Here is a 23,631-nt window from a genome sequence, read left to right on the forward strand (position 1 = left end):
AAGGCATACACTGGACAAACTTCCCATATATTATCAATGTACTAGCTTTTTAACAAATAATGAATAACTTTTTATATAGGGTGAGGATTATTTTTACTCGTGCAGTCGTCATTTTTTGTGGTAGTTTATTAATCGGCTTAGGACTTAACGGATTTATTGCACCCCATCATTTATTAGATGGTGGACTTATCGGCTTGGGCTTAGTTATTTATTACATGATTGGTTTACCAATCGGCATATCTATTTTAATAGTTAATATCCCTGTTTTTATTTACGCTTTTTTTTACCATCGCAAACATTTTTTTTATGGAAGCGTTGGGCTACTCTTTTCTTTTTTTATGACAGAAAAGCTCAATGTTTTTGATGGAAGTATGGAAATACCTTTACTTTTTAGTTCCATAATTGGAGGCGTGCTAATTGGTATGGGAATCGGTTTAATGCTTCGATATGAAGTCAGCTCAGATGGACTTGATCTTATCGCTTTGATCATTTCAACAAAATGGCCGATTAATATTGGCCTCGTTATTTTTCTATTGGACAGCTTAATTATGCTTATCGGCTTACATATCGTAGGTTTTACGGCTTTTTGCTACTCGATGATTGTCATCATGATGAGCAGCTTTATGATTATTACCTTCACTTCAAAGAAATGGATACCATAATAAAAAGCGCCAGCTACAGGCGCTTTACATATTACCAACATACATATCTAAATGATGAGGAAGAACCGAAATTGTTGCGGGCGTAGCTGTTTCTTTTTCGCCATCACAGTCTACAGTCTTCTGTGGAGTAGCCTCAATCGTTACTCGTTTTGTTTTAAAATGTAATAGTTGACTTGTTGGGTCCATCTGCTCTTCTCCAGGCGCTGTTTGAAGCCATTTGATGAGAGGTTCAAGAGCCATTTGTTTGACCACATATACATCTAAAAGACCATCTTGAAACGAACAATTTCCTAAAACAGCCCTGTTTCCACCAAGGAAAGGGCCATTTCCAATTAAAACCATTACTGCTTCACCCTCATACGTTGTTTCATCACTATCAACTTTTACTTCAAAAGGTTCTACTTGACTAATCGTTCTACCCACACTCATATAATATGAGAGCTTGCCAAACTTTTCTTTCCCATCTTCTAAAATGTTTTCAGAAACGTCTGCTACAAGACCGATTCCCCAGAAATTCAAAAAGTACTGTTGATTATGCTGGCCGATATCAACCGCTGTTTTCTTTTGCTCAATAATTTGCTCTACTGCTTTCAATGGATTTTGATTCATACCAATTGCACGAGAAAAATCATTGCATGTTCCTCCTGGAAGAATTGCAAAGATAGGTCGCCGTTCAAGAGGGGCAAGTGCATTTATTAGTTCATAAATAGTTCCGTCTCCTCCAGCTCCAACAATAACATCTACATCAGAAGCAATTTCTTTTACAATTTCTCTCCCCTGACCTGGGGCTTCGGTTTCATATAGCTTTACCTCTGAAAAAATTGTTCTCAATCTATTACAAATAAGGTCAATGGACTCAATTAATTTTTTATTACCTGCGTTTGGGTTTAAGATAACTGCTATTTTCATGTTTGTCTCTCCTATACATGACGTTTATTTGTCATTGTTCCCCTATCTTTATTAAATTGAAACATCAACTTTTCCTAATGTGAATTTTGAACGTTTTATGACACTCTGTAAAATAAAATATTCTTCTTCTAAAAGCTGATATAATGTTTTCCTAGAGCATGGCATTATCTGAAGGAGATGAAGTAATTTATGTCAATTAAATATATGACTCAGCTATTTGCAGCTTGTTTCATATTTCTTTTATCAATAGCTGCAACATGGTATGAGGGTTCCAACTTAATTGATGATTCATTTGAATGGGGAGACTCAGCAAAGTACACTTCTGTTGCTAGTTCATCTATTCAATCAGGATACGACATTTCACAAGTGGATTATTTTATTTATGCGGCTAAATTTTACCCATTTTTCCCTATAATGATGCTTACGAGCGGCTTATACTTACTTACTCTCCTGTTATTTGTTGCTTTTAAGAACCGCTGTTCATATATGAGTTTTTGTTTATTTATACTAGCAATGCTGCTGTTTTCCCTTGGGTATAAACTATCGGCAAGTCCGACTGTAGGAGCAGGATCGCTTATGAAAACTTGCTTAACAACCGGGTCGTTTGTGTTAATTTTCAGCTTTTACTATGGTTTAAAGTATTTAAAAACTCACAAAATCCCTTTCTTATCTTCATAACCTTTTGTTCCTTACTTAGATAAAAAAGCACAAGGATCCTAGTATATTCTTTGATTCCTTGTGCTTTTCTTTTATAGAACAATATCAAAATATTCTTTTAGCTTTGCTCTAAATTCACCCTCTGAGTTAATAGCTGTTTCCCTTTTATTCAGTCCGTTTGTAATTTTCAACGTATTGGATGACAATGAGATTTTTCCATCCTTAGTCGCTACGCTACAGAGCTTCTTTTGGCGAAAAAATGAGGTTGAATCTTGTTCATAATACCTGCAGGCACCATAAAAGTCTTCTAGTTTTCTTGATTGAAGAGAAAATTTAAAAAGATCCTGCCAATTATTGTTTTTTTCTTGAACAATCCATTCGTCATTACGCTTTACCACTCGATATTCACCATTATGATCTTTATACGTATATCGGTCCTCAATTAGTAAAGGTTCAAAAAAGCCACCTCCAATTCCAATATCGGCTAAGTAACTTTTTCCACTTATCTCTACACAGAGCGCGAGATGCGTACAGTCTTTGTTCCAACTCTCTTGCGTTTCGTTCCAAAATGCGCCTGATATCAACCTTACTTCAAACCCAATTTTTGTTAAGATTGTGTACAATAAGCTGTTTGTTTCAAAACATAACCCGCCGCGTTTGTTTCGTACAACTTTATCAAACACTTCCTCTGGGTTCATTGATAAAGGCTTATTTAAGTGAATATCAAGATTCTCAAAAGGAATTGTAAGGACGGATTGCTTATGTATGTGTTTTAATAGTAATGTTTGATCTGTTTGTGGATGTACGTGAATATGCTCTAAAAATTGTTGAACATGAACCATTTTTTCTCCTCGCTTATCTTCTATTTAAATACTGTTTAATACGCTCTACCACCTGTTGATAAAAACTAAGTTCATGAGGGACTAAACTGTTGTAGGTGATGTCATCTTTGAAAATAGACTTCACACCGCCCTGGCATATGAATCCTTCGGCAAGAAAACTGTTTGTTTTCCCAAAACAAAAATTGTAAAAATGATTAAAATCCACACAAACAATTCCTGCTACCTCTTCCAACTGTAACTGATAGTCGCTTATTTTATATGGCGTTTCGTATATAAACACATGCGCAATCTCTTTATCTATGAACTCTTCTTTGTAAGCTTGGTAGTGAATTTTTCCAATTGAAATTAGTTCTTCCCTTTTGACTTTTACACCTAGTTCTTCTTCAACTTCTCGAATTCCATCTCCAACGGTCTCGTCAGCTAAAAGATGTCCTGCAGCAGTGATATCAAATAAATCTGGATAGTCTTCTTTATCGAGACTTCTAAGCTGTAAATAAATATAGTCTTTAGCTGCTTCATGACTAATAAACCAACAGTGAAACGTTTCATGCCAATATCCAAGTCGATGAACTTCTGCCCGTGATGCTTGTCCAATTAACTGATTGTTATCATCAAATATCCTTAACATTTCATTTTTCATAACGACGCTCCTTTACTTATAATCATAAAAAAGCACCACACTGGTATAATCTTACACCATTGTAGCGCTGATGAACATTATTTTACTCTGATTATTTCGAGAGGAAATCACGATTAGCAGCTAAAGGGGGCTGCTCAAGCCAGCCTTTTTTAATACTAATTTTCACGCCATCAAGAGCAAATTTAGCTGTTTCTAATGATAATCGACCGAAGTCAATTGTAATGTCTTTACGAGCAACTTTTGAAAGGGCTGTTCCATAATTAGAAAGTCCGTTTGTGCTTGCAATGCCTGTGTGATACATCATTAATTTATCTGAAAAAGGTGCAATTCGAGACTCAGAGACTTCCGGATCCCATAGCTGTGGTGAGGGAAGGTCTTCATCCGTCAATAAATTGATAAACAGTTCAATATGCTTGTGAGCAATCTTTCGGCCTCGCACTAAATATTCTCTTAAGTCATCTGATTCAGCCGCTTGGCTAAACGCAATCATTAAAGACTTTCCAAGCATATTCGTATCTAAGTTCACATACACGGCTTTAATTTCTTGTGCTGTAATGGGACGCTGCTTTCCTCGCAGCTTTCCTAAAAACGATTCGCTTTCAACAAACTCTATTTTACTAGGAATAGGGATACTCGGTGTTCGAATAACAATTCCCTTTTCCAACAAATATTCAATCGTATCGTGAAAAATGTCTATATACTCGTTCATGTTTTGAATAAAAAACTCTCTCATATCGCGGCGATGCGAACCAAATAGCGCATCTGAATATTGTATAATTGAGCCTCTGGCCATTTCCTTTAAATAGAATAAGTAAAACTTATCTGAAAACATTCGCGGAGCATTCAAAAAAACATCTGCTTCACTAAAACCTGCTGGAGCTATCATTTTCTCTTGCTCAAAAATTAGCTGATAACGTGCAATTCGAGCGTGCAAAAGGTCGGTATTTTTTGTTAAAATTCCTTTTACATTCCCATCGTATACATGTTGTGAAAAGTGTTTCATTACGCATAAGAGCATTGTTTCACCAATATACCCTTCCCATAAAGAGCCCACTTCCCCTGATGTTAGTGTTACAACTCTTCCATTGTTATCCATAACGTCACCTCTACGTCATAGTATGAAGCAAAGAAAAACATATTATGTAAATCCTGAACTTATCATTAAAAATATTAATGATTGAAATAAAATAACAATATTTCACTAATAATTAAATTTCCTTTAAGCTGAAGAAGTATAAATGATATTGGAGTGAAAAAACATGAATAGAAATAATTTTATAAAAAATGGACGTTTTTTGGCATATACCGGTGGTCTTACTTTTACTTTTGCTGTTGCAATAGGAGGATATTTACTTGCATCTCTCTCAATTTTTCAAATGATAGGTCCCCTTGCTTGTGCACTATTGATTGCAATTATTTATCGTAACTACATTGGGTATCCCACTCAATTTAAGCCAGGCATTAAATTTGCATCTACGTTTTTACTTCGTGGTGCTATTATCTTATATGGTCTTCAGCTTCAGATTGATCAAATATTTGCCGTAGGGATTGGTATTTTTTTCAAAGATGCATTGGTTATTATCTTATCAATTACCTGTATGTTACTGATTGGAAAATGGCTAAAAGCAGATTTGGCCATTTTATTATTACTCGGTGTAGGAACAGGCGTATGCGGAGCAGCCGCCATTGGGGCCGTTTCGCCTATTTTAAAATCAAAAGAAGAAGACATTGCAATAAGTGTTGGGATTATTGCGCTAATTGGAAGCATTCTCTCCATTGCCTACCCTTTTCTTCAGTCAATTTTAGACCTTTCTCCTGAAGAGTACGGAATATGGTCTGGCATGAGTTTACACGAAATCGCTCATGTAACCCTTGCTGCTATGCCTGCCGGCCAAGAAGCTCTATCACTTGCTATTATAGCTAAACTTGGCAGAGTTCTATGGTTAATTCCACTTAGCTGTTTGTTTGTTTTATTTATGAAAAGGAAGGAAAAACAAGAGACATCAACTGTCATTAAATTCCCTTGGTTCTTAGTGGGCTTTCTCTTAATGAGCATTTTCAATAGCTATATTTTAGAAAGATATGTATACATTCCTAATGCAATAGTGAGCACCATTCCTACCTTAACTACGTTCCTTTTAACAATGGCAATGGTTGGTCTAGGATTAAACGTTAACATTAAAACGTTATGTTTCAAATCTGCTCGACCACTAATAGCAATTATCATTACCTCATTGCTTCTATCAACTATTACACTAGTGATGATTTAATTCACAAAAAGAAGCGACTCTTCAACAGCCGCTTCTTTTTGATTCGATTGTTTATTGTTTTTGTTCAACTGGAGTATAACCAATATAAGATGACTGTGGACGATAAATCCGATTATCTTCTGACTGTTCAAGTACGTGTGCAGTCCATCCAACCAGTCGACTTGCCGTAAATGTTGGCGTAAACAAATCTGCTGGAAGCTCTACTGCTTTCATAACAGCTGCAGCAAAATATTCCACATTCGTGTAAATCTTTCTTCCTGGCTTATATTCATTTAACAATCGAATGGTTGTATCTTCAATTTTCACAATAAAATCAAACCATTCGTTATCATTTGATATTTGTTTGGAAACTTCTTTTAAAGCTTCTGCTCTAGGATCATGAGTTCTGTAAACACGATGTCCAAAGCCCATAATTTTCTCTTTTTTCTCAAGCTTCTGTCGCACCCAAGTTTCAATGTTTTCTGGAGACCCAATTTCTTGAAACATACTAATAACACCAGAAGGAGCACCGCCATGTAAAGGTCCTTTCATTGCACCAATCGCTCCACAAATCGCAGAGACCATGTCTGATTCGGTTGACGCTACCACGCGTGAAGAAAATGTTGATGCGTTCATACCATGCTCAATAGTAAGTACAAAATAAGCGCTCAATGCTTTAACAAGGCTTGAATCCGGTACTTCTCCTGTAATCATATACAAATAGTTAGCCACGTGATCTAAATTCTCATTCGGCTCCACCACTTCTAAATCATTCATTTTACGATACCAGTAAGCAATAATAGTTGGCGTAACTGCAGTTAATGCAACCGCTTGATTTTTTGTAGGCGGCCAACTGTAAGATGGATCCCCCAGTGCTGAAATGCATGTACGAAGAGCACTCATTACTTCTGTATCTCTAGGTAGACAATCCATTAAAGCTACGATATTTTTAGGTAATACTCGATGCGCTTTCATCTCTTCTTTAAATTCATTAAGCTGTTCATGATTTGGTAACTGTCCGTTCCAAATCAAATAAGCTACTTCTTCAAATGTATAGTTAATTGCTAAATCTTTTGCCCAATATCCACGGTAAATTAGCTGACCTTTATCTCCATCAACATGCCCAACTTTTGTTTCAGCTGCTACAATTCCTTCTAAACCTTTTACATATGTCATTATGACCACTCTCCCCTTTTTATTTTCTCTTTATTTACGAGGTGTTCTTGTAGTCTGATAAATTTCATCTTTCTATATTTATTCTTATTCTTTGTATGTAAGAACAAATCAATGATGATAGATGGGGAACAACTGTTATTATTTCTGTAAATCGGAGGCTCTAACAATCAGTATTTCTGAGGGTATAGCTATCAATGATAACGCTTTCAACATTGTGTTCTTATACAAAGTACGAAGGACCATTTTTGTAAAAAAAGATGAATTATCATTCAGTTTCCTTATGTAAGAGTTTACATTTTATTGAAACATAAGTAAAATAGATAAATAGAATAAATAGTATGAAAACAAAGAATATTAGTGAGGGGCTTGATTATGGACATTCGTGAACTGCAACACTTTATGGAAGTTGTAAACCAAAAGAGTTTTACTAAGGCTGCATCTGCTATTCATTTATCTCAACCAGCTTTGAGTAAAATTGTGAAAAAGCTTGAAGAAGAATTGGGTGTAGATTTATTTGATCGCTCGACTCGCAAATTGACTCTTACAGATGCAGGTCAAGTTGTATATAATCAAAGTCAAAAATTAGTTTCGACATTGCATGAACTTCATGCTTTATTAGATGATCTTAGACACTTACCAACCGGAGAAATTAAAATCGGTATCCCGCCTTTAATTGGCACCATTGTTTTTCCAATGATTGCCAAAAAATTCACTAAGAAGCATCCACAAGTAACCCTAGAGCTCGTAGAATTAGGTGCTAAGCGTATCGTTGAACTTGTTGAGTCTGAACAGGTGGACCTTGGAATCATTGTACTTCCGGTGCAAAATCCTATGTTTCATGTTTATCCCTTTGTACAAGAAGAATTTAACTTATATATTCATCACAAACATCCACTTGCTCAAAAGCAGGTCGTGTCTCTATCGGAATTAAAAGAGGAACCTTTCATTTTATTTAGTAAGGATTTTTCGCTTCATGACCGTATTATCCATGAGTGTATCGAAGCCGGCTTTCAGCCAAAAATTGCATATGAAAGCTCGCAGTGGGACCTCATCATTGAACTCGTGGCTTCTGAGCTAGGGATTGCTATTTTGCCAAAATCAGTTTATCCAAAGATTAATAACCCGCTCATACGTAGCATTCCTATTTCATCCCCAACACCAATGTGGGAGCTAGGTATTATTTTAAAGAAAGAACGCTATATGTCATTTGCTACGCGAGAGCTTCTTAGCTTCTTAGTAGATGAAGAAATTATCCTACCGTCCCATATGATGAAAAAAGAAGAAGCTCAAAACTTACCTACTCCGTAATTTATTAAAAATAAGAGGGAACAAAACGTCATAATTTCTTCTCAAAGATAATTCATGACGCTTCTACAGTGGTTAAATTGTAAAAATAAGTTCAAAACCAACAAAAGATATCTGAACTATTGAAAAGAGTTAACTTTCGACAGTTCGGATATCCCGTTGGGTTAATTATTTCTTTTCCAGCTTCTTTTATATAAACATATTCTTATATCAAAACATAAAAAAACACCTTCATAGTAAGAGAAGATGTTAGGAATCGTCTGTACTTGTTTCTTTATAGATTTTATGCAACATGCGATTAACAAGGATCATGCATACTCCTGCAAGTGCGAAAAGTGCGAACCATTCTTCCATTACCATAACTTTTCCTCCTTTGAAAATCGACTTAGTAGATTGTCTTACAAGATAATTCGAACAAATATCCTGTAAGACAATAATAGCAATTGATACCTAAATTGTAAATAGTATGCGCTTACATTTTTAAAATCTTCGGTCTATTCAATGATTTGTGATGACTTCTACTGGTCCATGATCGTCACAGTGACCGTCATGCACATGATGTAGCCTTCCATTTACTAAATAGTCCATATGATCTCCATGGGGAACCATCTCATGGCCGCAATCTTCTTCATGATTACATCCACACTCAATTGGCTGACATGCATCAGGGTTAGTTTCATTTACTGGAATTACACACTCATCCCAATGATCATTATGTTTATGGTGTAGATGACCGTTATGAACATAATCAATATGACCATCATGCATAATTTTCGTATGTCCACATGCTAGGCTATGCTCATGCTTATGTAACCCACTATGTTCTTTATGCTCCATTTTTTCACCTCCCTACTCTGTCTGTATTATACACATTTCCCCTAATTAAAAATCAGCATAACATTTTAAAGAACAAAAAAAAGCTGTGCACGTGGCACAGCTTTTTTATCCAACAGAATGTTTAATGTTTACGAGATCACTTAAATTATTCATATAGATAATCTGATTACCAAATGAATTTCCCTTTAACATTTCTGTATGAGATGGTTTCATTCCTATGATATAACAGGTAACTCCCATAATATCAAACGAACGCATAAAGGATGAAAAGGCGTGGATGCCTTCTGGTTTCAGTTCATTAATTCCTGAAAAGTCAAAGAGCATAATGGAATAATGACCATCATATGTAGCATCTTGGAGCACTTTGGAATTTTCTGCTACGAGCTGCTCATCTAAATCGCCAAACAGCGGAATAAGAGCTACCTTTTCAGAGAGCTTAATGAAAGAAGCTGATAGCTGCTTAATTCGTTTTAGAGACGCCTCTAAACGCTCTTTTTGCTGTAAGAGCTCAAAGTCCGTATGTGCCAATCTTTTTTGATGAGCTTGGACCATCTTTGTTAGCTCTTTGATACGTTCGTCTTGGTGAAGGCAAACTAAGTGTCCGACTCCTTCATCCCACTGTATAAAACATTCAAATAAAGCATAAGGTGATTGCTCAGTCTGTAACACTAGCTCTACCTTCTGGGCGGTATACTCTTTTTCTTCCAAGAGCGTTGTGCGCTTACGGTTTTCCTTTTTTTCGTTGTCGTCTTTTGCAATATACTCTGTTCTTAAATATTTCTTTGCTTTTTCTTTGCTGAACGTATCAACAACTTCTAAGAAGTTATCGACCGACGCAAAAGTCGTCATCGCTAGCTTGGAACGATTTAAAATTTTAAGATTTCGGTCCACAGTAAAATATGGAACAGGAGCACTTTTAAGCATCGACATGTATGTCCACCCCTTTTTTATAACGTAATAACCATTCATTTAGTTCGTTTAAACTTGGTATTTGTTTTGCGTTGTCAACCACACTGTTTGCAACATGATTTGATGCAATGAGCCTTCCGCCAATTAGCGTAATGGGTTTTGGATCTAAACTCTCTAACAAATTTACATATTGCGGAAGTTGGTCTAAATGAAATGAAATGGTAACGGATAATGCTACAATATCGGGCTGCCAGTCCGTTGCCATAACCTCCGCTGCTTCTCTTGGCAAATCTGCTCCTAAAAACCGCGTGTCAAATCCATGTTCTTCAAATAGAAGTGAGACCATCTTTAATCCAATAAAATGCTGTTCTTCTTCTAGACAAAACAACATCACTTTTCCGTGCTTTTTGTTTTTCTTACTTGTTACCTCTTTATAAAATCCATAGCGTGTTAATAAGTAATCACAAGTTGTAGTTGCTACATGTTCATCAGCAACCGTAACGATATTCTTTTCCCACAGCGTACCAATATAGCGCATAGCAGGGGTCAACAGACCTTCATAAATATCTAGGCTACTTGCGCCTTTTTCTACTGCTTTCTCTACTATATTCCACGCACTATCTTGATTTCCTGAAAGTAGCTCATCAACTAACCTCAGAGTTTGAGATTCCAATGTTTCTCACCTCAGTCCATCATTTGTAGCTTTTTACCAATAAAAATAAGAAAGCGAGAAAGCCTAAAGAACTTTCTCGCTAAAGGTGATATCTTTCCATTTATAAATTTCAGTTTTATTCAACCTTATCATATAAATACTGGGTCAACAACTGAAACTACTGTATTTATGAATAAATAGTATAAATCACCCTATTTATCCATCTTTAACGTAGACTTATTCCCTTTTTTAAAAAAATTACTCTTTATTTTAACTAATTTCACATTATCTTTTATTTTTCGCCAAAACATGCATAACTTGGTTTAATCGCGGGTATCAAAAAGATATAAGATTAAAATACACTATTAGGAGGTTGTTATTATGTCATTTATTTGGATGCTTATTGTAGGTGGACTTATTGGTTGGTTAGCTGGCATTATTACTGGAAAAGGTGTTCCTGGAGGTATCATTGGTAATATTATCGCCGGTTTTATCGGAGCTTGGTTAGGTGGACTTATTTTTGGAAACTGGGGTCCTGAGATGGGCGGATTCGCCATTGTACCTGCGATTATCGGCTCTATAATTTTAGTATTAATTGTAAGTTTCGTTATGAGAAAAATGCGTAGAAATCATGCTTAATATCAAAAAACGCTGCTTTATAAAGCAGCGTTTTTTTCGTGAGTCAAAATATTTGAATCAAAAATATCCTTCTTGTACACTGAGTTTATCCTTACTTAAAAGGATTGAATACAAGGACTTTTTTTGAAGGAGATGAACGAATAATGACTCGCTATTCTAAGCTATTTGAACGAACAAAGTTAGAGAATTTACAATTGAAAACAAGAACTGCAATGGCTCCCATGACACGATGCTTTGCAGATGATGAAACAGGCGTTGTAAACAAGGAGATTGCCCAGTACTATCGTCGTCGCGCTAAAGACGGCATTGGTCTTATTATCTCAGAAGGTGTTGTAATCAGTGACCGCGCGAAAGGAAATCCAGGTGTTCCAGGAATTTATACGCGAGAGCAAATTGAAGCGTGGAAAGAAGTAACAAATGCTGTTCACGAAGAAGGAGGGACGATTATTGCGCAAATTTGGCACGTAGGACGTTTAAGCCATCATGAGTTAATTAAGGGTCAACAACCTCAAGCTCCTTCTGCTATCGCTGCTGATGGTCAAGTTCCTCGCTTCCGTAAACCTTATGAGACACCGGAAGAAATGACAAAAGAAGATATTAAAGAGGTTGTTTCTCAATATGCTCAAGCTGCTAAAAATGCTATAGAAGCTGGATTTGACGGAGTTGAAATTCACGGTGCACATGGCTACTTAATTGATCAGTTTAACTCTGAGTTTTCTAATAAGCGCACGGATGAATACGGTGGAGATTTAAAACAACGATTAACGTTCATGAAAGAAGTAATTTCTTCCGTGATTGATGCAATTGGCGCAGAACGTGTTGTAATTCGTTTCTCTCCGCATAAAGTTGATGCACCTGACTATAGATGGGATGATGCGGAAAAAGCAATTCAAACCTATGTCGAAGCATTTAAAGAAGTCGGCGTGAAAATAATTCACCCTTCCATGCTTAATTTTTACGAAGATGTAAAAGATGGTAAGAACCTGTATGAAATCGTTCGAAACTACTGGAGTGGCCCAATTATCGGCGTAGGTGATTTAACGCCAGATTCTGCAGAACGTGCTTTAGAAGCTGGCTGGATTGACGTAGCAGCTATCGGGCGTCCACTTATTGCAAACCCTGACTATTTACATCGTATTAAACAAGATGAACCCCTTGTAGAGTACGACCCTGCTACACACTTACCAAAACTTATTTAATAATACCAAAAGAGCGGGAATGACCCGCTCTTTTCTTGCTTAAATTTGTTTTTCACTCCCCTTTTCTTAGCCTCTTTTTTAAAAACACACTGTATGGTTTATAAGAGTAATATCTAGGGTACCATACACATATCTCGCTTCCCATTGACTATTAACTCATTTACAATTACAGCGCTGAACATGGAGATGAGGTGGAAAATTGAATAGTTTTAATCGACTTCTTTTAGTTCTAATTGGAGTAGTTGGACTTATTTCTGCAGGTTTATTAGCCCTAACTGTTTATGATGTTCCAAACTTATCTAATTGGTTACAAACTTGGCAGCAGCAAGAATGGTTCTACTATACAGTTTTAGCTATAAGTGCCTTTTTAGCAGTAGTATTTCTTATCTTGCTATGTACAGGCTTATTTACTAGCTCTCCTGACCGAGAGTTAATCATTGTCACTAGTGAAGGAAAAATAACGATTTCCAAAGCTACTATTGAATCAACTGCGTTAAAAGCCATTCAAAGCGTTCAAGGAATTCGTTCACCAAAAGTAGAAGCGCTAATTAATCCTCGAAAAGAATATGTGAGCGTATTGGTCAGCTGCTCTTTATTTGGTCGTGAAGGGTTACCTTCAATCGGTAAGGACATGCAGGCAGAGATTAAGCGCGCTGTTGAATCTTTGCTAGAACTTCCTGTTCATTCTGTCCGCATTCATTTAACTGATACAAAAACACAAACGAAAGAACGCGTTGTGTAATGAAGGAGGCATTAACATGAGTGGACTTGATAAGTTACTTCCTTACCGCGGACGCTTGTTTGGCTTACTACTTGGACTTATTTTAGCAATTTTATTATTAACAATTGGCTTTGGCCCTACAATTCTTGTAATTGGGTTTATGGGTATTGGGTACTTGATTGGAAAGTGGCGAGATGGACAATTAGATATTGAAGCTTGGCTGCGTTTTTTTACTCGCAGACCTTAACTAACAAAGGAGAGAACTAACATGGCAGAATCTACTACACAAACAATGAAACATGAAAATAAATTAACATTTGAAGATCAGGTGATAAAGAAGATTGCAGGTATTGCTGCTAACGAAATCAAAGGTATCTTATCGATGAGCGGAGGGTTTATGAGTGGTTTAACAGATCGGTTCCGAAACTCAGAAGATATTACAAAAGGCGTGCAGGCAGAAGTAGGAGAAAAACAAGTAGCGCTTGATTTAAAAGTGATTGTTGAATATGGTAAGAATGTGCCAACAATCTTTAATGAAACGGTTACAAACGTAAAAAAAGCAGTGCATGAAATGACTGGGCTTGAGGTAGTTGAAGTGAACATGCATGTGGAAGACGTAATGACTCGTGAAGAGTTTGAAACAAAAAATAATAATGCCGAAAAAGAGCAAGACTCTAAGCGAGAGATTCAATAATGATGAAATAAGCTTCGTGCGTGTGCACGAAGCTTTTTTTGTTTATAATAAACGATTGCTTTTAAAATACTTCCACATTCCCCATGTTAACGCAATAAGTATCAGTAAGATAACAAGCGTAGAATAATGTGAGTCCTGATAGGGAATTGGAACATTCATTCCAAAAAAACCCGTTACAAAAGTGAGCGGAAGCATAATGGTTGATATTATTGTTAACATGTTTAATTTTTCTGATGACTTAGCACTAATAATAGAATAATACGTATCAAGGGCACTGTTTACTAAGTCACGAAAAGTCTCAGTTGAGTCTACAATTCGCTCTAAATGATCAATTAAATCAATAAAGAACGGGGTGTTGTCTTCATTAATATCAAACTTCCACTTTCCATTTACCGCCAAGAAAATACGACGCTGAGGTAAAATAACACGACGAATCAAGATAATTGTTCGCTTTAACGCAAGGAATTCTTCCGTTACTTCTTTTACTTCTTCGTCATACATTTCATCTTCTAACTCCTCAATCCGAATACCGATACGGTCAAGAATTGGAAAATATTCATCCGTAATACCATCAATAAGTGCATAAAGCAAAAAGTCGGCACCTTTATTCATATACTTAGAGCTTCGAGAACAAATAGCATCCATTTGTCCCAACCACTTTAACTTATGCTTATGAATCGTCACCACATAATTTGGACCTACAAACACGTTAAGTTCTAACGTGGTAATTTCGTTATCGCTTTCTTCATTGTATCGTAAAGCATGAAATACAAAAAACTTGTAGTCTTCGTAATCATCAATTTTAGCTCTAGGACTATCGTGTAGACAGTCTTCAATGGCTAAAGGGTGAAAACCAAATTTTTTCGCTACTTCATTTAACTCTATACTTTCAACATCATACAAATCAATCCACAAAAGATTCTGAGGGTTTTTTAGTTGTTCAATTGCCTCTGTTAATGGCATACCGACTTTCGTTTGTTCATCTTGCTGATTATAAAGATATGTTTTAATCATATTCATTCACCTCATTTTAAAAGTGAGGCATCATAAGGAGCGCTTCTTCACGTGCGAAAAGAGACATGGAACACCTAATGCTGCCTCTAGTTATATTTTTATACAATTTGGGGTCATCAGTGCCCATCCACCTTCACCTCGCATATTGATACTTTATTTCATTATAGATACTTTTTAAGTGTAAACCATCTCTAAAAAAAAGCAATAAAAAAAACGAAGCCAGAGATCCCCTCGGCTTAAAGGGTCCTGGCTTCATCTATATAATATAAGGGGTTAAATAAAACGTACCTTTATTATAGCACACAACTAATGGTCATATTTTCCTCTTATAGAAAATAGTTCTTATTTCGCACCTTTTTCCAGTTCCCTTTCTTTACGAACCTGCTTAGCAAAGAATAATTCATATACAACTGGAATGATAATTAGCGTTAATAAGGTAGAAGATGTTAAACCACCGATAACCGTAATTGCCAAACCTTTAGAGATCAATGTTCCACTTGATGTTGTTAAAGCAAGTGGAATCAGCGCTGCAATAGTTGCAAAGGCTGTCATTAGGATAGGACGTAAGCGCGTTTTACCAGCTTCAATAAGCGATTCGCGGATTGTCATCCTTTTTTGCTCTCTATTTTGGGTAATTCGGTCTACTAATACAATGGCGTTTGTTGTTACAATTCCAATTAACATTAGGAAACCAATCATTACGCTAACAGATAAAGGCTCTTTTGCGATAACTAGCCCAATTAGTGAACCAATCGGAACAAAGATTAACGATGATAAAATAATGAATGGAATACGAGCTTTACCAAACGTAATCAGCATCGTTAAGTACACAAGGCCAATAGCTGTTAAAATAGCTAATCCTAAAGATTGGAAGATTTCTACGGTTTCATCACTACCGCCTCCACCTTCAAGACTTACACCTTTTGGTAAATCAAGTTTTTCTACACCAGCTACTACATCTTGCGTCACTTTTTGAATATTTTCATCTTTAATATCTGCTTCAACACGAGCAAATACTTTTCCATCTAATTTTTGAATGGACGTAAATGTATCGATTTCGCTTACGCTGGCAATATCTTTTACTGCTACTGGCCCTCTTTGTGTAAAGATTTGCAGATCTTCAATTTCTTTTGTTGAACTAATATCTTCATCATAAGAAAGCTGAACTGCACGATCTGTTCCATCTAGCGTTAAGTCACCTACTGATACAGGTTTTGTTTGATCTGTAATTGTTCCTACAAGTTGGAATCCAGATACACCATACTCAGATGCTTTATCTTGATCAACTTCAACCACAAGCTGCTTTTGTTTATCAGAGAAATTATTTTTTACATACTTTAAATTATCATAGGTATTTAAATATTCTTCTACTTCTTTCGCCGCTGTTTGTAAGTCATTCAAGTCAGATGAAAATAAATCGACCGTTACGTTGTTATTAGTTGGTGGGCCACCCGTTGATGCTTCAGATACGCTTAGCGTTGCTTTTGGAGACTCTTTTCCTACAATGTCTTCTATCTTACTCTGCAGTTCATCAATATACGTATCTACATCTGCGCCATCTTTCAGATTTAAGAAATAACCAATCTGATTTGGACGCTTTACGCCTGTTGCAAAATCACGTGAACCTACTTCTGTTGTAACATCTTTAATTTCATCTTCTGCTGCAAATAGCTCCTCTACTTTTAATGACACTTCATTTGTACGTTCTAAAGAAGTAGACGAAGGAAGCTGGATATTTGCCTGTAATAGTTTTTGCTCTTCGTTTGGAATGAATGTAAAACCAAGCGATGGAACAAGAGCAAATGAACCAAATAGTAATAAGAATGATAAGATTAAAATCTTGATTTTATGATTTAATGACCATGCAATTGCTTTTGCATATCCACGTTGAATTTTACCTTCTTTCTCTTCTGCTGGTACCTTCTTAAACGCAAACTTTGCTAAAATAGGTACAATTGTAACAGCAACAAGAAGTGAAGCTAAAAGTGAAAATACTACCGTTAACGCAAATGGTAAGAAGAATTCACCTGTAATTCCACCGACAAAACCAATTGGTAAAAATACAACAACGGTTGTAATAGTCGATGACGTAATGGCCTTTAATATCTCTTTTGTTGAAGATTCAACTAGTTCATTAGAAATGCCTTCTTCTGATTTTCGAACACGTCTAAAAATATTTTCAATAACTACGATACTATCATCGACAACGCGTCCAACTGCTACTGCCATTCCACCTAATGTCATGATATTTAACGAGATATCCAGCCCATTTAAGAAAATAGCTGATACAAGAAGCGACAATGGAATTGAGATAATTGAAATAATTGTAGCACGGAAATTACGCAGGAAGATTAGCACCGCAATGGAAGCGAACAACGCCCCAAGCAACCCTTCTTTTACTAACGTCTCAACTGACTTTTCAATTCCTTCTGCTGAATCAAATCCAATAGCGTAGTTAATATCATCATCGTATTTTTTCAATACTTCTAATGCGTCGTTGGCAACTTGCACCGTATTTGCATCTTGTTTCTTTGTAATTGCCATTGTTAGCGCTTCTTGTTGGTTATAGCGCGTATATTCACCTTGCTCGCTTACTTCTTCAACAGTTGCAATATCTCCAAGTGAAACTGGTGGAGCTTCTGGATTAACTGTAGATTTTAGCTCAACTTCTTTTAATGCATCAATTGTATCTAGTTTCTCTTCCACTCGCACAGGAATTTGAAGTTCTTCACCGTTTACAGTCCCTGCTGGGAAAGATACAGACTTTTGATTAATCTGTTCCTTAATTTGCTCAAGCGTTAGGCCTGCTGCAACTGCTTTTTCTTTATCAAGCGTAATCTGTAACAGATCCTCCTTTACTCCGCCAACCGATACAGAGTTGATTCCTTCAATTTTATTTAATTCTGGAATAATTTCGCTATCTAAAAGCTTTTCAACTTCCGCATCACCTTCAGCAAACAAAGAGATATTCATAATTGGAAAAGAGCCAAAAGAAAAGCGGTTCACATCAACTGTTGCTGATTCTGGTAAATCTAAGTCTTTTGTTATCGTGTCAATTTGTTGCTCAATATCGTCTAAATCTGTATTAAAAGGAAATTCTAGATTAATAATTCCTACGTTCTCATAAGAAACGCTCTGAACGCTTTTAACACCTTCAAGACCTTTTAATTGATCTTCTAACTTTGTTGTTACTTGTTCGTTCACATCATCAGGAGAAGCACCAGGATATACGGCTTCAATCGACAACTGTGGAAATTCAATATTAGGTAATAAATCGATTTTTAATTTTGAAAATGAGAATAAGCCAGCTAAAATAAGAAGAAAAGACAAAATAAATACTGCTACTGCATTCTTCAAGCTAAACTTTGTCAAGAAATTCATAAAGAGCCTCCATCTATTTTATTAGTCGTATTTATATGTGTAATAAATGAGTACCAGTGGGTCAGTTTATATCACTAAGCGCCTCACCTCCTTTATGTTAAAAATTAATAAACATTTTTCGGGACGTAATCCATTGAACCCCCCGGCAATGAAATAAAAGAGAAACCGTTCTCTCCGTGAAGGTCCCATCCTTCAAACATTGCACTATCTTGAAATAGATCCAATAGATAGTCTTCTGTCAGATATACTCTTAGGATGTTTAAGTCTTCATACCAAACAATATTGTTAATCTGCTTCCCTAGTAATTTCTTTGTGATATGATAACGCCATTCAAACGAAGTATTCAACTTCCAATCCGCTTGACCTGCAATCACATCATCTGCTTTTTTTAACCGCCATGGACATTCAATAACAAGACCACCATTAGAAAACTCTAAAGATAACGGATTGTCATATTGATGAATGATATTTATAACTTGTTGTCCATAAAAGTACGTAAAATCCATCGCTTGTTGTTCCTTATTCATTGAGAACCTCCCATACAATTTAACTTCAGTACCCACGGGTCAGTTTTTTAAAAAAAGAAATCAGTAACAACCTTCTAAAAAAAGGTCAACTGTAAACGTTGCATAACGTTCAATTTCTTTTTCTGACACATTTTGGTTAGATACGATATCCATTCTATACCCGTTTAGCATGCTACAAAACGCTTTTGAATGTAAAGCTGTATCTTCAAGTCCCTCTTCTTTCATCAGGTCTGATACTAAGGAATGATAATCATTAAAAAAGCGATGCAATCGCTCCATCATTCCTGGCATCTGATGAGGAGCTTGCCAAAACGAATCTGGGTACTTTCTTGTGTTATAAAAGAAGTATAGGTGATGCCTTGCTATTGAATAAAGCTTTTGCCTAAACGTTTTGCATCGATCGGTTTCTCGCTTTGCATTAGCAATGAAATAGAGAAAAGAGCGATCATTAACCGCAATATATAAGCTTTCTTTTGAAGGAAAGTAAAGGTAAAGTGTCCCTTTTGACACACCTGCTTTTTTAGCAATATCAATCATTTTAGCATCATGGTAACCATTTGCTCCAAATACCACAAACGCTGCATCCAGGATATTTTCCTTTTGTTCTATTCCTTTTGTCATATTTCCAAACCCTTTCCTGCCTCTTATTGCACGTGTAGAACAGGATCAACGCATCGAGACTGAACGTAAATAAAAGTACAGTTTCATCATTTACTATATATACTTATAAAAGATAACGTTATACCTTGTCAACACATAGTGTGCTTTTTTTTATTATGTTTTGAACCTTTTGTGAAAACGACCATTGATGCTTGTAACGATTGCATCTACATGGTACATTTTTCACGATAGTTGAAAAAAACATACATTTGGAGGGTAAACCATGATGTTAAAATCATCGATTGGCCGCTTGCGCTTGTTAAGTATTGTAGAAGGCATTTCATATTTACTTTTACTGTTTATTGCTATGCCATTAAAATATTTGGCTGATATTCCTGAGGCTGTATCCATTGTTGGAGCTGCCCATGGTGCTCTGTTCGTATTATACATACTTGCTGCTGTGCACGTGAAATTTGAGCATAGAAAAACAATTTTATGGGGTATCTATGCATTTATCTTATCTATTATTCCTTTTGGAACGTTCTATCTAGACAAGCAGTTAAAAGATGAGCAATAAATAAATCACGCCAAAGAACTGGCGTGATTTATTTATCGTTAAGAAAGCCTGTTAAACTGTTCAATCGTCTTCCACCATTTAAAAGAATGTGGCTTTAAAAGCTTTCCTATTTCCTCAGATGTTATGTGTTGCTCAGAAAGCATTTCATACATAGTTTCAAACAGTCCAATCGTTATGCTTTCTTTTACTTCTGCTTCACCTTCTGTATATAATCTTTCAATGGTTTCAAATATCTCAGGTTCATGGGCTAATTGATTATTGAATTCTAATGAAATTAAGTGAGATGCAAAGCGCTTGAGCTCTTGCTGCAAACCTTCTATTGTTGTTGTATTCACTTCTTCATCATATTGGAACGATGGACTTGCATCAGTTAACAATGGAATAACTTCGCCCTTTGTAATCATATATTTCCCTACCTTATTTGTAATCTAAATATAGTGATACTTTCTGTTTACCCATTGCTGTTATAGTTAAACGTAAAAATTAAATATGCTGTTTAGAATGAATAAAGAGGGCTTACTAATACAGGTTTTTATGCATTACCCTACATTAAGCGTAAGTGAACCAACGGCTGCTATAATTGGAAATGCACTTATCAAACCTATTTCTATCATCATGAATTTCGTTAGGAATCCACGAAACTGCTCTTTTTTTAAGTTGCTTGCTACCCGTTGATGAGTTTGATAAATGCGGAGCATTGCTCCAATCCAAACGACCGCCAAAATAATTAATGGACTCATGCTTGATGCAGGTTCTGGGTTCATAAATGCTAGTACGATTAAAATCAACGGAACAATTTCTACTACGGCGTGCTTGATAAAAAACATGGTTTGAATACGAACAAGATCTTGATAAATTTCATTGTCTGTTTTGTCTTCCTGTAGCTTACCTTCAATTGTATAAATGGTTGACTGATAAATAAACATCATTCCGATAACGGCGATTAATGCTCCAATGATAAAATACCATATACTCATTACAAATCTCCTTTCTAATAAAAAAACGGTAGATCTCTAGAAAATCTAACGTGAACATTGTATCATTTTATGCTTCATTCGTCTTATAGATTTATAAGAAAGAACTGTTTATAATGAGAAATGAACTATTTTACTAGAAAGTTTGTCTACTGGAGGAAATTATTATGATTTTAAACTATAAAAACCAAGCAACGGGTCATCGTATGAATAATGGTTGGAATTTCTTTTATGCAGCTAACCTAACAATGTGGAGAAAAGATGAGAAATATTTACTATTAGATGAAAATCAAGATATCGTACTCATTTTCGGCTTCAAAAAAGATGAAATTATTCTTGAAAAAATTCAGACATGGGGATATACCTTTAATATTCATCCAGAAAAAAAGCAGATTTCTTGTCTGCAGCGTCAAGAAGAAATTGGCGAGCAAGAAATGAATTAAGTAAAAAGCGCGCAGACTGCGCGCTTTTTCAGTGCTCTTCCGGTGCATTATCTCCATATAGCATGGCTTTTATATGCTGTTTCTCTTGGTCTTTTACAATATAATACCATGTTCCGTCTACTATTTGTGTTTCTCCTTCTACATGCACCGTTTCAAACGTTGGTTTACCTTTTTCCATTGCCTTATATACCGCTAACGCGTCTTTAATCGTTACATTTGTATCAACGTATTGCTTTGTAATGTTTAAGAGATTAGGCAGGTTCGCTACTGTTGACATACTCATTCCTTTGTCTAAAAGCGCTTCTACTACTTGCTTTTGCCTCTCGTTTCGGCCGAGGTCGCCTTTAGGATCTTCGTGTCTCATCCTTACATAAGCTAAAGCCTTTTCACCATTTAAATTTGTTTCACCTTGGGGAAATAAATAAGATGCAAATGTAAATGGAAATGGGTTATTAACCGTCACACCACCTACCTCGTCCACAACCGCTTTAAATCCTTCCATATTTACTTTCACATAATAATCGATTGGCATGTTTAAAAATTGTTCCACAGTATCAACAGTTAGCTTAATTCCACCATACTTATAAGCGTGATTAATCTTTTCCATTTCTGCTTTCCCCTTAATTTTCACACGCGTGTCTCGAGGGATGGGCATCATTTTTAAATGTCCATTTTCAGAGTTAAAATGAACAACCATCAGTACGTCAGAACGTCCCGTATCGGCTTCTCGTTCGTCTACTCCCATTACGAGCATGTTAAATTCCTTTGCTTCAACTTTTTTTTCACTAAAAACATATACGACCCCAGTTAAGACGCAACCAAGGAATATGAGTAAGGAAAGTAACGTGTATTTGAGCTTCATACCTTATGTCTCTCCCTTCTGTCCCTTCGCTTCTTTTATTAGCTTATTTACTTCCTATATGCCTTTTTTTTCAAAGATTTATACCTGCTAAGTATAATTAGAAGGGGAAAAACAAATTGACAAAAGGCTTTGACCCAAAAAACCGGATTGAGTTTTTCAATCCGGCTTCATTTTACTGAATATGCTTTATTGCTTCCACAGAACGATCTTCTCTCTGTTTCCACTCATAATCAATCATGCTCATTTCAATTAAGCTCCAATACTGTCCATTCACGTGTTTCACATCTCGCATCATCCCTTCACGTAAAAATCCGATGCGCTCGTATGACTTAATAGCTGCCTCATTAAAGTCAAACACGCCAAGAGAAATGCGATGAAGCCCTAAGACATTAAAGCCAAAGGACAAAACATAATTAAACATCTCACCACAGTATCCTTTTCCTCTTTCCTCTTCTTTAAGCAATACTCGACCAATTCTTCCCGTTTTGTGATGATAATCAATATGAGCAAGAGAAATATGACCAACTAGCTGGCCGGTTTGTTGATGAAACACGGAGAAAGCGTAAGTGTGAGCTCCTTCATAATTGGCATAGCGGATATACTCTTTAAGCTGGCGAGGCGTAAGTGGATATGAAAACGTGGAGCCACTCCACTGAATCATAAAAGCTTCTGAGGGAATCCATTCAATGAGTTCTTTTATATCTTTTTTTGTGAACGGTCTTAAGTCAATCATCGCATTCCCACCCCATCATAAAAATTTGATTTTTCTAAATATATTACATTTGATTGAATAAACTGTCAAATTATCAAAAATTTTTTATTTGACGAATCACGTACTAGTGAAAAAGCAATGAAGGGGGCTGTCAAGTTTATTTGATGCTGATGTTGTTTTGTACTAAATGACTATAAACAATGAGGTATTAATAACTGAAAATCTTTTGTACAGACGGTGCTTACACAAAATCTAGATATTAAACATATGTTTGAAGGTTGAAAACAAGTTGCGATCTGATAAATACAAAACGAAATGAGCAGTATGTGGAAAGCGCGTATCTAAAGAAGGGTTTACACAAACAGATAAGGGTGTAACAAAGCTAAACGCTGAGGGGAAAATTAACTACTTGGCTAATATGCCTGATAACACTTCCATGTTTGAAACATA

General features: G+C 36.0%; 27 protein-coding genes. 11 read left to right on the forward strand and 16 right to left on the reverse strand.

The window, feature by feature from the left end; genetic code table 11:
* Positions 1 to 59 precede the first annotated feature (59 nt).
* A complete protein-coding gene (locus tag NIZ91_12895; protein USY53651.1) occupies positions 60 to 662 on the forward strand; it encodes a YitT family protein in 603 nt (200 codons plus the stop codon).
* Positions 663 to 686: 24 nt separating this feature from the next.
* Here NIZ91_12895 and NIZ91_12900 read toward each other — a convergent pair whose 3' ends face one another.
* Positions 687 to 1,571, reverse strand: a complete 885-nt coding sequence (locus NIZ91_12900; GenBank protein ID USY53652.1) for a diacylglycerol kinase family lipid kinase — start codon at positions 1,569 to 1,571, stop codon at positions 687 to 689.
* Between the two features lie 189 nt (positions 1,572 to 1,760).
* Between NIZ91_12900 and NIZ91_12905 the strand changes: the two genes are divergently transcribed.
* Positions 1,761 to 2,249 carry a YjdJ family protein gene (locus NIZ91_12905; GenBank protein ID USY53653.1) on the forward strand — a complete coding sequence of 163 codons (489 nt, stop codon included), beginning with the start codon at positions 1,761 to 1,763 and terminating at the stop codon, positions 2,247 to 2,249.
* 71 nt (positions 2,250 to 2,320) lie between these two features.
* Here NIZ91_12905 and NIZ91_12910 read toward each other — a convergent pair whose 3' ends face one another.
* The 3 genes from NIZ91_12910 to NIZ91_12920 all read right to left on the reverse strand — a co-directional run bounded on the left by NIZ91_12910 (position 2,321) and on the right by NIZ91_12920 (position 4,806).
* Complete coding sequence (locus NIZ91_12910; protein USY53654.1) at positions 2,321 to 3,070, reverse strand: arylamine N-acetyltransferase; 750 nt, start codon at positions 3,068 to 3,070, stop codon at positions 2,321 to 2,323.
* A gap of 13 nt (positions 3,071 to 3,083) precedes the next feature.
* Positions 3,084 to 3,710, reverse strand: a complete 627-nt coding sequence (locus NIZ91_12915) for an NUDIX domain-containing protein (GenBank protein ID USY53655.1) — start codon at positions 3,708 to 3,710, stop codon at positions 3,084 to 3,086.
* 91 nt (positions 3,711 to 3,801) lie between these two features.
* The gene (locus NIZ91_12920; protein USY53656.1) at positions 3,802 to 4,806 is read right to left on the reverse strand and encodes a DUF3231 family protein; all 1,005 of its coding nucleotides are present in this window, start codon (positions 4,804 to 4,806) and stop codon (positions 3,802 to 3,804) included.
* 163 nt (positions 4,807 to 4,969) lie between these two features.
* Here NIZ91_12920 and NIZ91_12925 point away from each other — a divergent pair, with 163 nt between their 5' ends.
* Complete coding sequence (locus NIZ91_12925) at positions 4,970 to 5,980, forward strand: YeiH family protein (protein ID USY53657.1); 1,011 nt, start codon at positions 4,970 to 4,972, stop codon at positions 5,978 to 5,980.
* Positions 5,981 to 6,031: 51 nt separating this feature from the next.
* Here NIZ91_12925 and NIZ91_12930 read toward each other — a convergent pair whose 3' ends face one another.
* A complete protein-coding gene (locus tag NIZ91_12930) occupies positions 6,032 to 7,135 on the reverse strand; it encodes a citrate synthase/methylcitrate synthase (GenBank protein ID USY53658.1) in 1,104 nt (367 codons plus the stop codon).
* A gap of 372 nt (positions 7,136 to 7,507) precedes the next feature.
* On the opposite strand from NIZ91_12930, the gene NIZ91_12935 reads away from it, so the two are divergent.
* Positions 7,508 to 8,443: a LysR family transcriptional regulator gene (locus NIZ91_12935; GenBank protein ID USY53659.1), complete on the forward strand. Its 936-nt coding sequence runs from the start codon at positions 7,508 to 7,510 to the stop codon at positions 8,441 to 8,443.
* A 495-nt stretch (positions 8,444 to 8,938) separates the two neighbouring features.
* Here NIZ91_12935 and NIZ91_12940 read toward each other — a convergent pair whose 3' ends face one another.
* From NIZ91_12940 to NIZ91_12950, 3 genes are all read right to left on the reverse strand, one after another.
* Positions 8,939 to 9,277 (reverse strand): hypothetical protein, encoded by a 339-nt coding sequence (locus NIZ91_12940; GenBank protein ID USY53660.1) that lies wholly within the window; start codon positions 9,275 to 9,277, stop codon positions 8,939 to 8,941.
* Between the two features lie 105 nt (positions 9,278 to 9,382).
* Entirely contained in the window at positions 9,383 to 10,207 is an 825-nt protein-coding gene (locus NIZ91_12945) for a hypothetical protein (GenBank protein USY53661.1), read from the reverse strand.
* Positions 10,194 to 10,859: a cobalamin-dependent protein gene (locus NIZ91_12950; GenBank protein USY53662.1), complete on the reverse strand. Its 666-nt coding sequence runs from the start codon at positions 10,857 to 10,859 to the stop codon at positions 10,194 to 10,196. The genes NIZ91_12945 and NIZ91_12950 overlap by 14 nt, the downstream gene beginning before the upstream one ends.
* A gap of 360 nt (positions 10,860 to 11,219) precedes the next feature.
* On the opposite strand from NIZ91_12950, the gene NIZ91_12955 reads away from it, so the two are divergent.
* The 5 genes from NIZ91_12955 to NIZ91_12975 all read left to right on the forward strand — a co-directional run bounded on the left by NIZ91_12955 (position 11,220) and on the right by NIZ91_12975 (position 14,091).
* Positions 11,220 to 11,477 carry a GlsB/YeaQ/YmgE family stress response membrane protein gene (locus tag NIZ91_12955; GenBank protein USY53663.1) on the forward strand — a complete coding sequence of 86 codons (258 nt, stop codon included), beginning with the start codon at positions 11,220 to 11,222 and terminating at the stop codon, positions 11,475 to 11,477.
* Positions 11,478 to 11,620: 143 nt separating this feature from the next.
* A complete protein-coding gene (locus tag NIZ91_12960; protein USY53664.1) occupies positions 11,621 to 12,676 on the forward strand; it encodes an alkene reductase in 1,056 nt (351 codons plus the stop codon).
* A 199-nt stretch (positions 12,677 to 12,875) separates the two neighbouring features.
* Positions 12,876 to 13,418, forward strand: coding sequence for an alkaline shock response membrane anchor protein AmaP (gene amaP, locus NIZ91_12965; GenBank protein ID USY53665.1), 543 nt, complete (start codon positions 12,876 to 12,878; stop codon positions 13,416 to 13,418).
* Positions 13,419 to 13,434: 16 nt separating this feature from the next.
* A complete protein-coding gene (locus NIZ91_12970) occupies positions 13,435 to 13,644 on the forward strand; it encodes a DUF2273 domain-containing protein (protein ID USY53666.1) in 210 nt (69 codons plus the stop codon).
* Between the two features lie 21 nt (positions 13,645 to 13,665).
* Entirely contained in the window at positions 13,666 to 14,091 is a 426-nt protein-coding gene (locus NIZ91_12975; protein USY53667.1) for an Asp23/Gls24 family envelope stress response protein, read from the forward strand.
* 42 nt (positions 14,092 to 14,133) lie between these two features.
* Here NIZ91_12975 and corA read toward each other — a convergent pair whose 3' ends face one another.
* From corA to NIZ91_12995, 4 genes are all read right to left on the reverse strand, one after another.
* A complete protein-coding gene (gene corA, locus NIZ91_12980) occupies positions 14,134 to 15,105 on the reverse strand; it encodes a magnesium/cobalt transporter CorA (protein ID USY53668.1) in 972 nt (323 codons plus the stop codon).
* Positions 15,106 to 15,447: 342 nt separating this feature from the next.
* Complete coding sequence (locus NIZ91_12985; GenBank protein ID USY53669.1) at positions 15,448 to 18,486, reverse strand: efflux RND transporter permease subunit; 3,039 nt, start codon at positions 18,484 to 18,486, stop codon at positions 15,448 to 15,450.
* A gap of 104 nt (positions 18,487 to 18,590) precedes the next feature.
* On the reverse strand, positions 18,591 to 19,013 hold the full coding sequence (locus NIZ91_12990; protein USY53670.1) for a DUF6188 family protein: 423 nt from the start codon (positions 19,011 to 19,013) through the stop codon (positions 18,591 to 18,593).
* A 60-nt stretch (positions 19,014 to 19,073) separates the two neighbouring features.
* Positions 19,074 to 19,634: a TetR/AcrR family transcriptional regulator gene (locus tag NIZ91_12995; protein ID USY53671.1), complete on the reverse strand. Its 561-nt coding sequence runs from the start codon at positions 19,632 to 19,634 to the stop codon at positions 19,074 to 19,076.
* 265 nt (positions 19,635 to 19,899) lie between these two features.
* Between NIZ91_12995 and NIZ91_13000 the strand changes: the two genes are divergently transcribed.
* A complete protein-coding gene (locus NIZ91_13000; protein ID USY57166.1) occupies positions 19,900 to 20,190 on the forward strand; it encodes a DUF3817 domain-containing protein in 291 nt (96 codons plus the stop codon).
* A 38-nt stretch (positions 20,191 to 20,228) separates the two neighbouring features.
* Here NIZ91_13000 and NIZ91_13005 read toward each other — a convergent pair whose 3' ends face one another.
* A complete protein-coding gene (locus NIZ91_13005) occupies positions 20,229 to 20,594 on the reverse strand; it encodes a hypothetical protein (GenBank protein USY53672.1) in 366 nt (121 codons plus the stop codon).
* Positions 20,595 to 20,729: 135 nt separating this feature from the next.
* Positions 20,730 to 21,167 (reverse strand): hypothetical protein, encoded by a 438-nt coding sequence (locus tag NIZ91_13010; protein USY53673.1) that lies wholly within the window; start codon positions 21,165 to 21,167, stop codon positions 20,730 to 20,732.
* A gap of 164 nt (positions 21,168 to 21,331) precedes the next feature.
* Here NIZ91_13010 and NIZ91_13015 point away from each other — a divergent pair, with 164 nt between their 5' ends.
* Positions 21,332 to 21,607, forward strand: a complete 276-nt coding sequence (locus NIZ91_13015) for a hypothetical protein (protein USY53674.1) — start codon at positions 21,332 to 21,334, stop codon at positions 21,605 to 21,607.
* A gap of 28 nt (positions 21,608 to 21,635) precedes the next feature.
* Here the strand turns inward: NIZ91_13015 and NIZ91_13020 are convergent, their stop codons facing one another.
* The gene (locus NIZ91_13020; protein ID USY53675.1) at positions 21,636 to 22,469 is read right to left on the reverse strand and encodes an LCP family protein; all 834 of its coding nucleotides are present in this window, start codon (positions 22,467 to 22,469) and stop codon (positions 21,636 to 21,638) included.
* A gap of 172 nt (positions 22,470 to 22,641) precedes the next feature.
* Positions 22,642 to 23,202, reverse strand: a complete 561-nt coding sequence (locus NIZ91_13025) for a GNAT family N-acetyltransferase (GenBank protein ID USY53676.1) — start codon at positions 23,200 to 23,202, stop codon at positions 22,642 to 22,644.
* Positions 23,203 to 23,631 lie beyond the last annotated feature (429 nt).

Origin of the sequence: Bacillus sp. 1780r2a1 (assembly GCA_024134725.1) — a bacterium.
GTDB lineage: Bacteria > Bacillota > Bacilli > Bacillales > Bacillaceae_H > Priestia > Priestia aryabhattai_A.

Coding starts and splice junctions, on each gene's coding strand:
- NIZ91_13000 (USY57166.1), top strand. CDS start 19,900: ATGTTAAAATCATCGATTGGCCGCTTGCGCTTGTTAAGTATTGTAGAA.
- NIZ91_12915 (USY53655.1), bottom strand. CDS start 3,710: ATGAAAAATGAAATGTTAAGGATATTTGATGATAACAATCAGTTAATT.
- NIZ91_13010 (USY53673.1), bottom strand. CDS start 21,167: ATGAGTATATGGTATTTTATCATTGGAGCATTAATCGCCGTTATCGGA.
- NIZ91_12940 (USY53660.1), bottom strand. CDS start 9,277: ATGGAGCATAAAGAACATAGTGGGTTACATAAGCATGAGCATAGCCTA.
- NIZ91_12910 (USY53654.1), bottom strand. CDS start 3,070: ATGGTTCATGTTCAACAATTTTTAGAGCATATTCACGTACATCCACAA.
- NIZ91_12960 (USY53664.1), top strand. CDS start 11,621: ATGACTCGCTATTCTAAGCTATTTGAACGAACAAAGTTAGAGAATTTA.
- NIZ91_13025 (USY53676.1), bottom strand. CDS start 23,202: ATGATTGACTTAAGACCGTTCACAAAAAAAGATATAAAAGAACTCATT.
- NIZ91_12935 (USY53659.1), top strand. CDS start 7,508: ATGGACATTCGTGAACTGCAACACTTTATGGAAGTTGTAAACCAAAAG.
- NIZ91_13005 (USY53672.1), bottom strand. CDS start 20,594: ATGATTACAAAGGGCGAAGTTATTCCATTGTTAACTGATGCAAGTCCA.
- NIZ91_13015 (USY53674.1), top strand. CDS start 21,332: ATGATTTTAAACTATAAAAACCAAGCAACGGGTCATCGTATGAATAAT.
- NIZ91_12920 (USY53656.1), bottom strand. CDS start 4,806: ATGGATAACAATGGAAGAGTTGTAACACTAACATCAGGGGAAGTGGGC.
- NIZ91_12925 (USY53657.1), top strand. CDS start 4,970: ATGAATAGAAATAATTTTATAAAAAATGGACGTTTTTTGGCATATACC.
- NIZ91_12970 (USY53666.1), top strand. CDS start 13,435: ATGAGTGGACTTGATAAGTTACTTCCTTACCGCGGACGCTTGTTTGGC.
- NIZ91_12895 (USY53651.1), top strand. CDS start 60: ATGAATAACTTTTTATATAGGGTGAGGATTATTTTTACTCGTGCAGTC.
- NIZ91_12975 (USY53667.1), top strand. CDS start 13,666: ATGGCAGAATCTACTACACAAACAATGAAACATGAAAATAAATTAACA.
- NIZ91_12945 (USY53661.1), bottom strand. CDS start 10,207: ATGTCGATGCTTAAAAGTGCTCCTGTTCCATATTTTACTGTGGACCGA.
- corA (USY53668.1), bottom strand. CDS start 15,105: ATGATTAAAACATATCTTTATAATCAGCAAGATGAACAAACGAAAGTC.
- NIZ91_12955 (USY53663.1), top strand. CDS start 11,220: ATGTCATTTATTTGGATGCTTATTGTAGGTGGACTTATTGGTTGGTTA.
- NIZ91_12990 (USY53670.1), bottom strand. CDS start 19,013: ATGAATAAGGAACAACAAGCGATGGATTTTACGTACTTTTATGGACAA.
- NIZ91_12905 (USY53653.1), top strand. CDS start 1,761: ATGTCAATTAAATATATGACTCAGCTATTTGCAGCTTGTTTCATATTT.
- NIZ91_12995 (USY53671.1), bottom strand. CDS start 19,634: ATGACAAAAGGAATAGAACAAAAGGAAAATATCCTGGATGCAGCGTTT.
- NIZ91_12930 (USY53658.1), bottom strand. CDS start 7,135: ATGACATATGTAAAAGGTTTAGAAGGAATTGTAGCAGCTGAAACAAAA.
- NIZ91_12900 (USY53652.1), bottom strand. CDS start 1,571: ATGAAAATAGCAGTTATCTTAAACCCAAACGCAGGTAATAAAAAATTA.
- NIZ91_12985 (USY53669.1), bottom strand. CDS start 18,486: ATGAATTTCTTGACAAAGTTTAGCTTGAAGAATGCAGTAGCAGTATTT.
- NIZ91_13020 (USY53675.1), bottom strand. CDS start 22,469: ATGAAGCTCAAATACACGTTACTTTCCTTACTCATATTCCTTGGTTGC.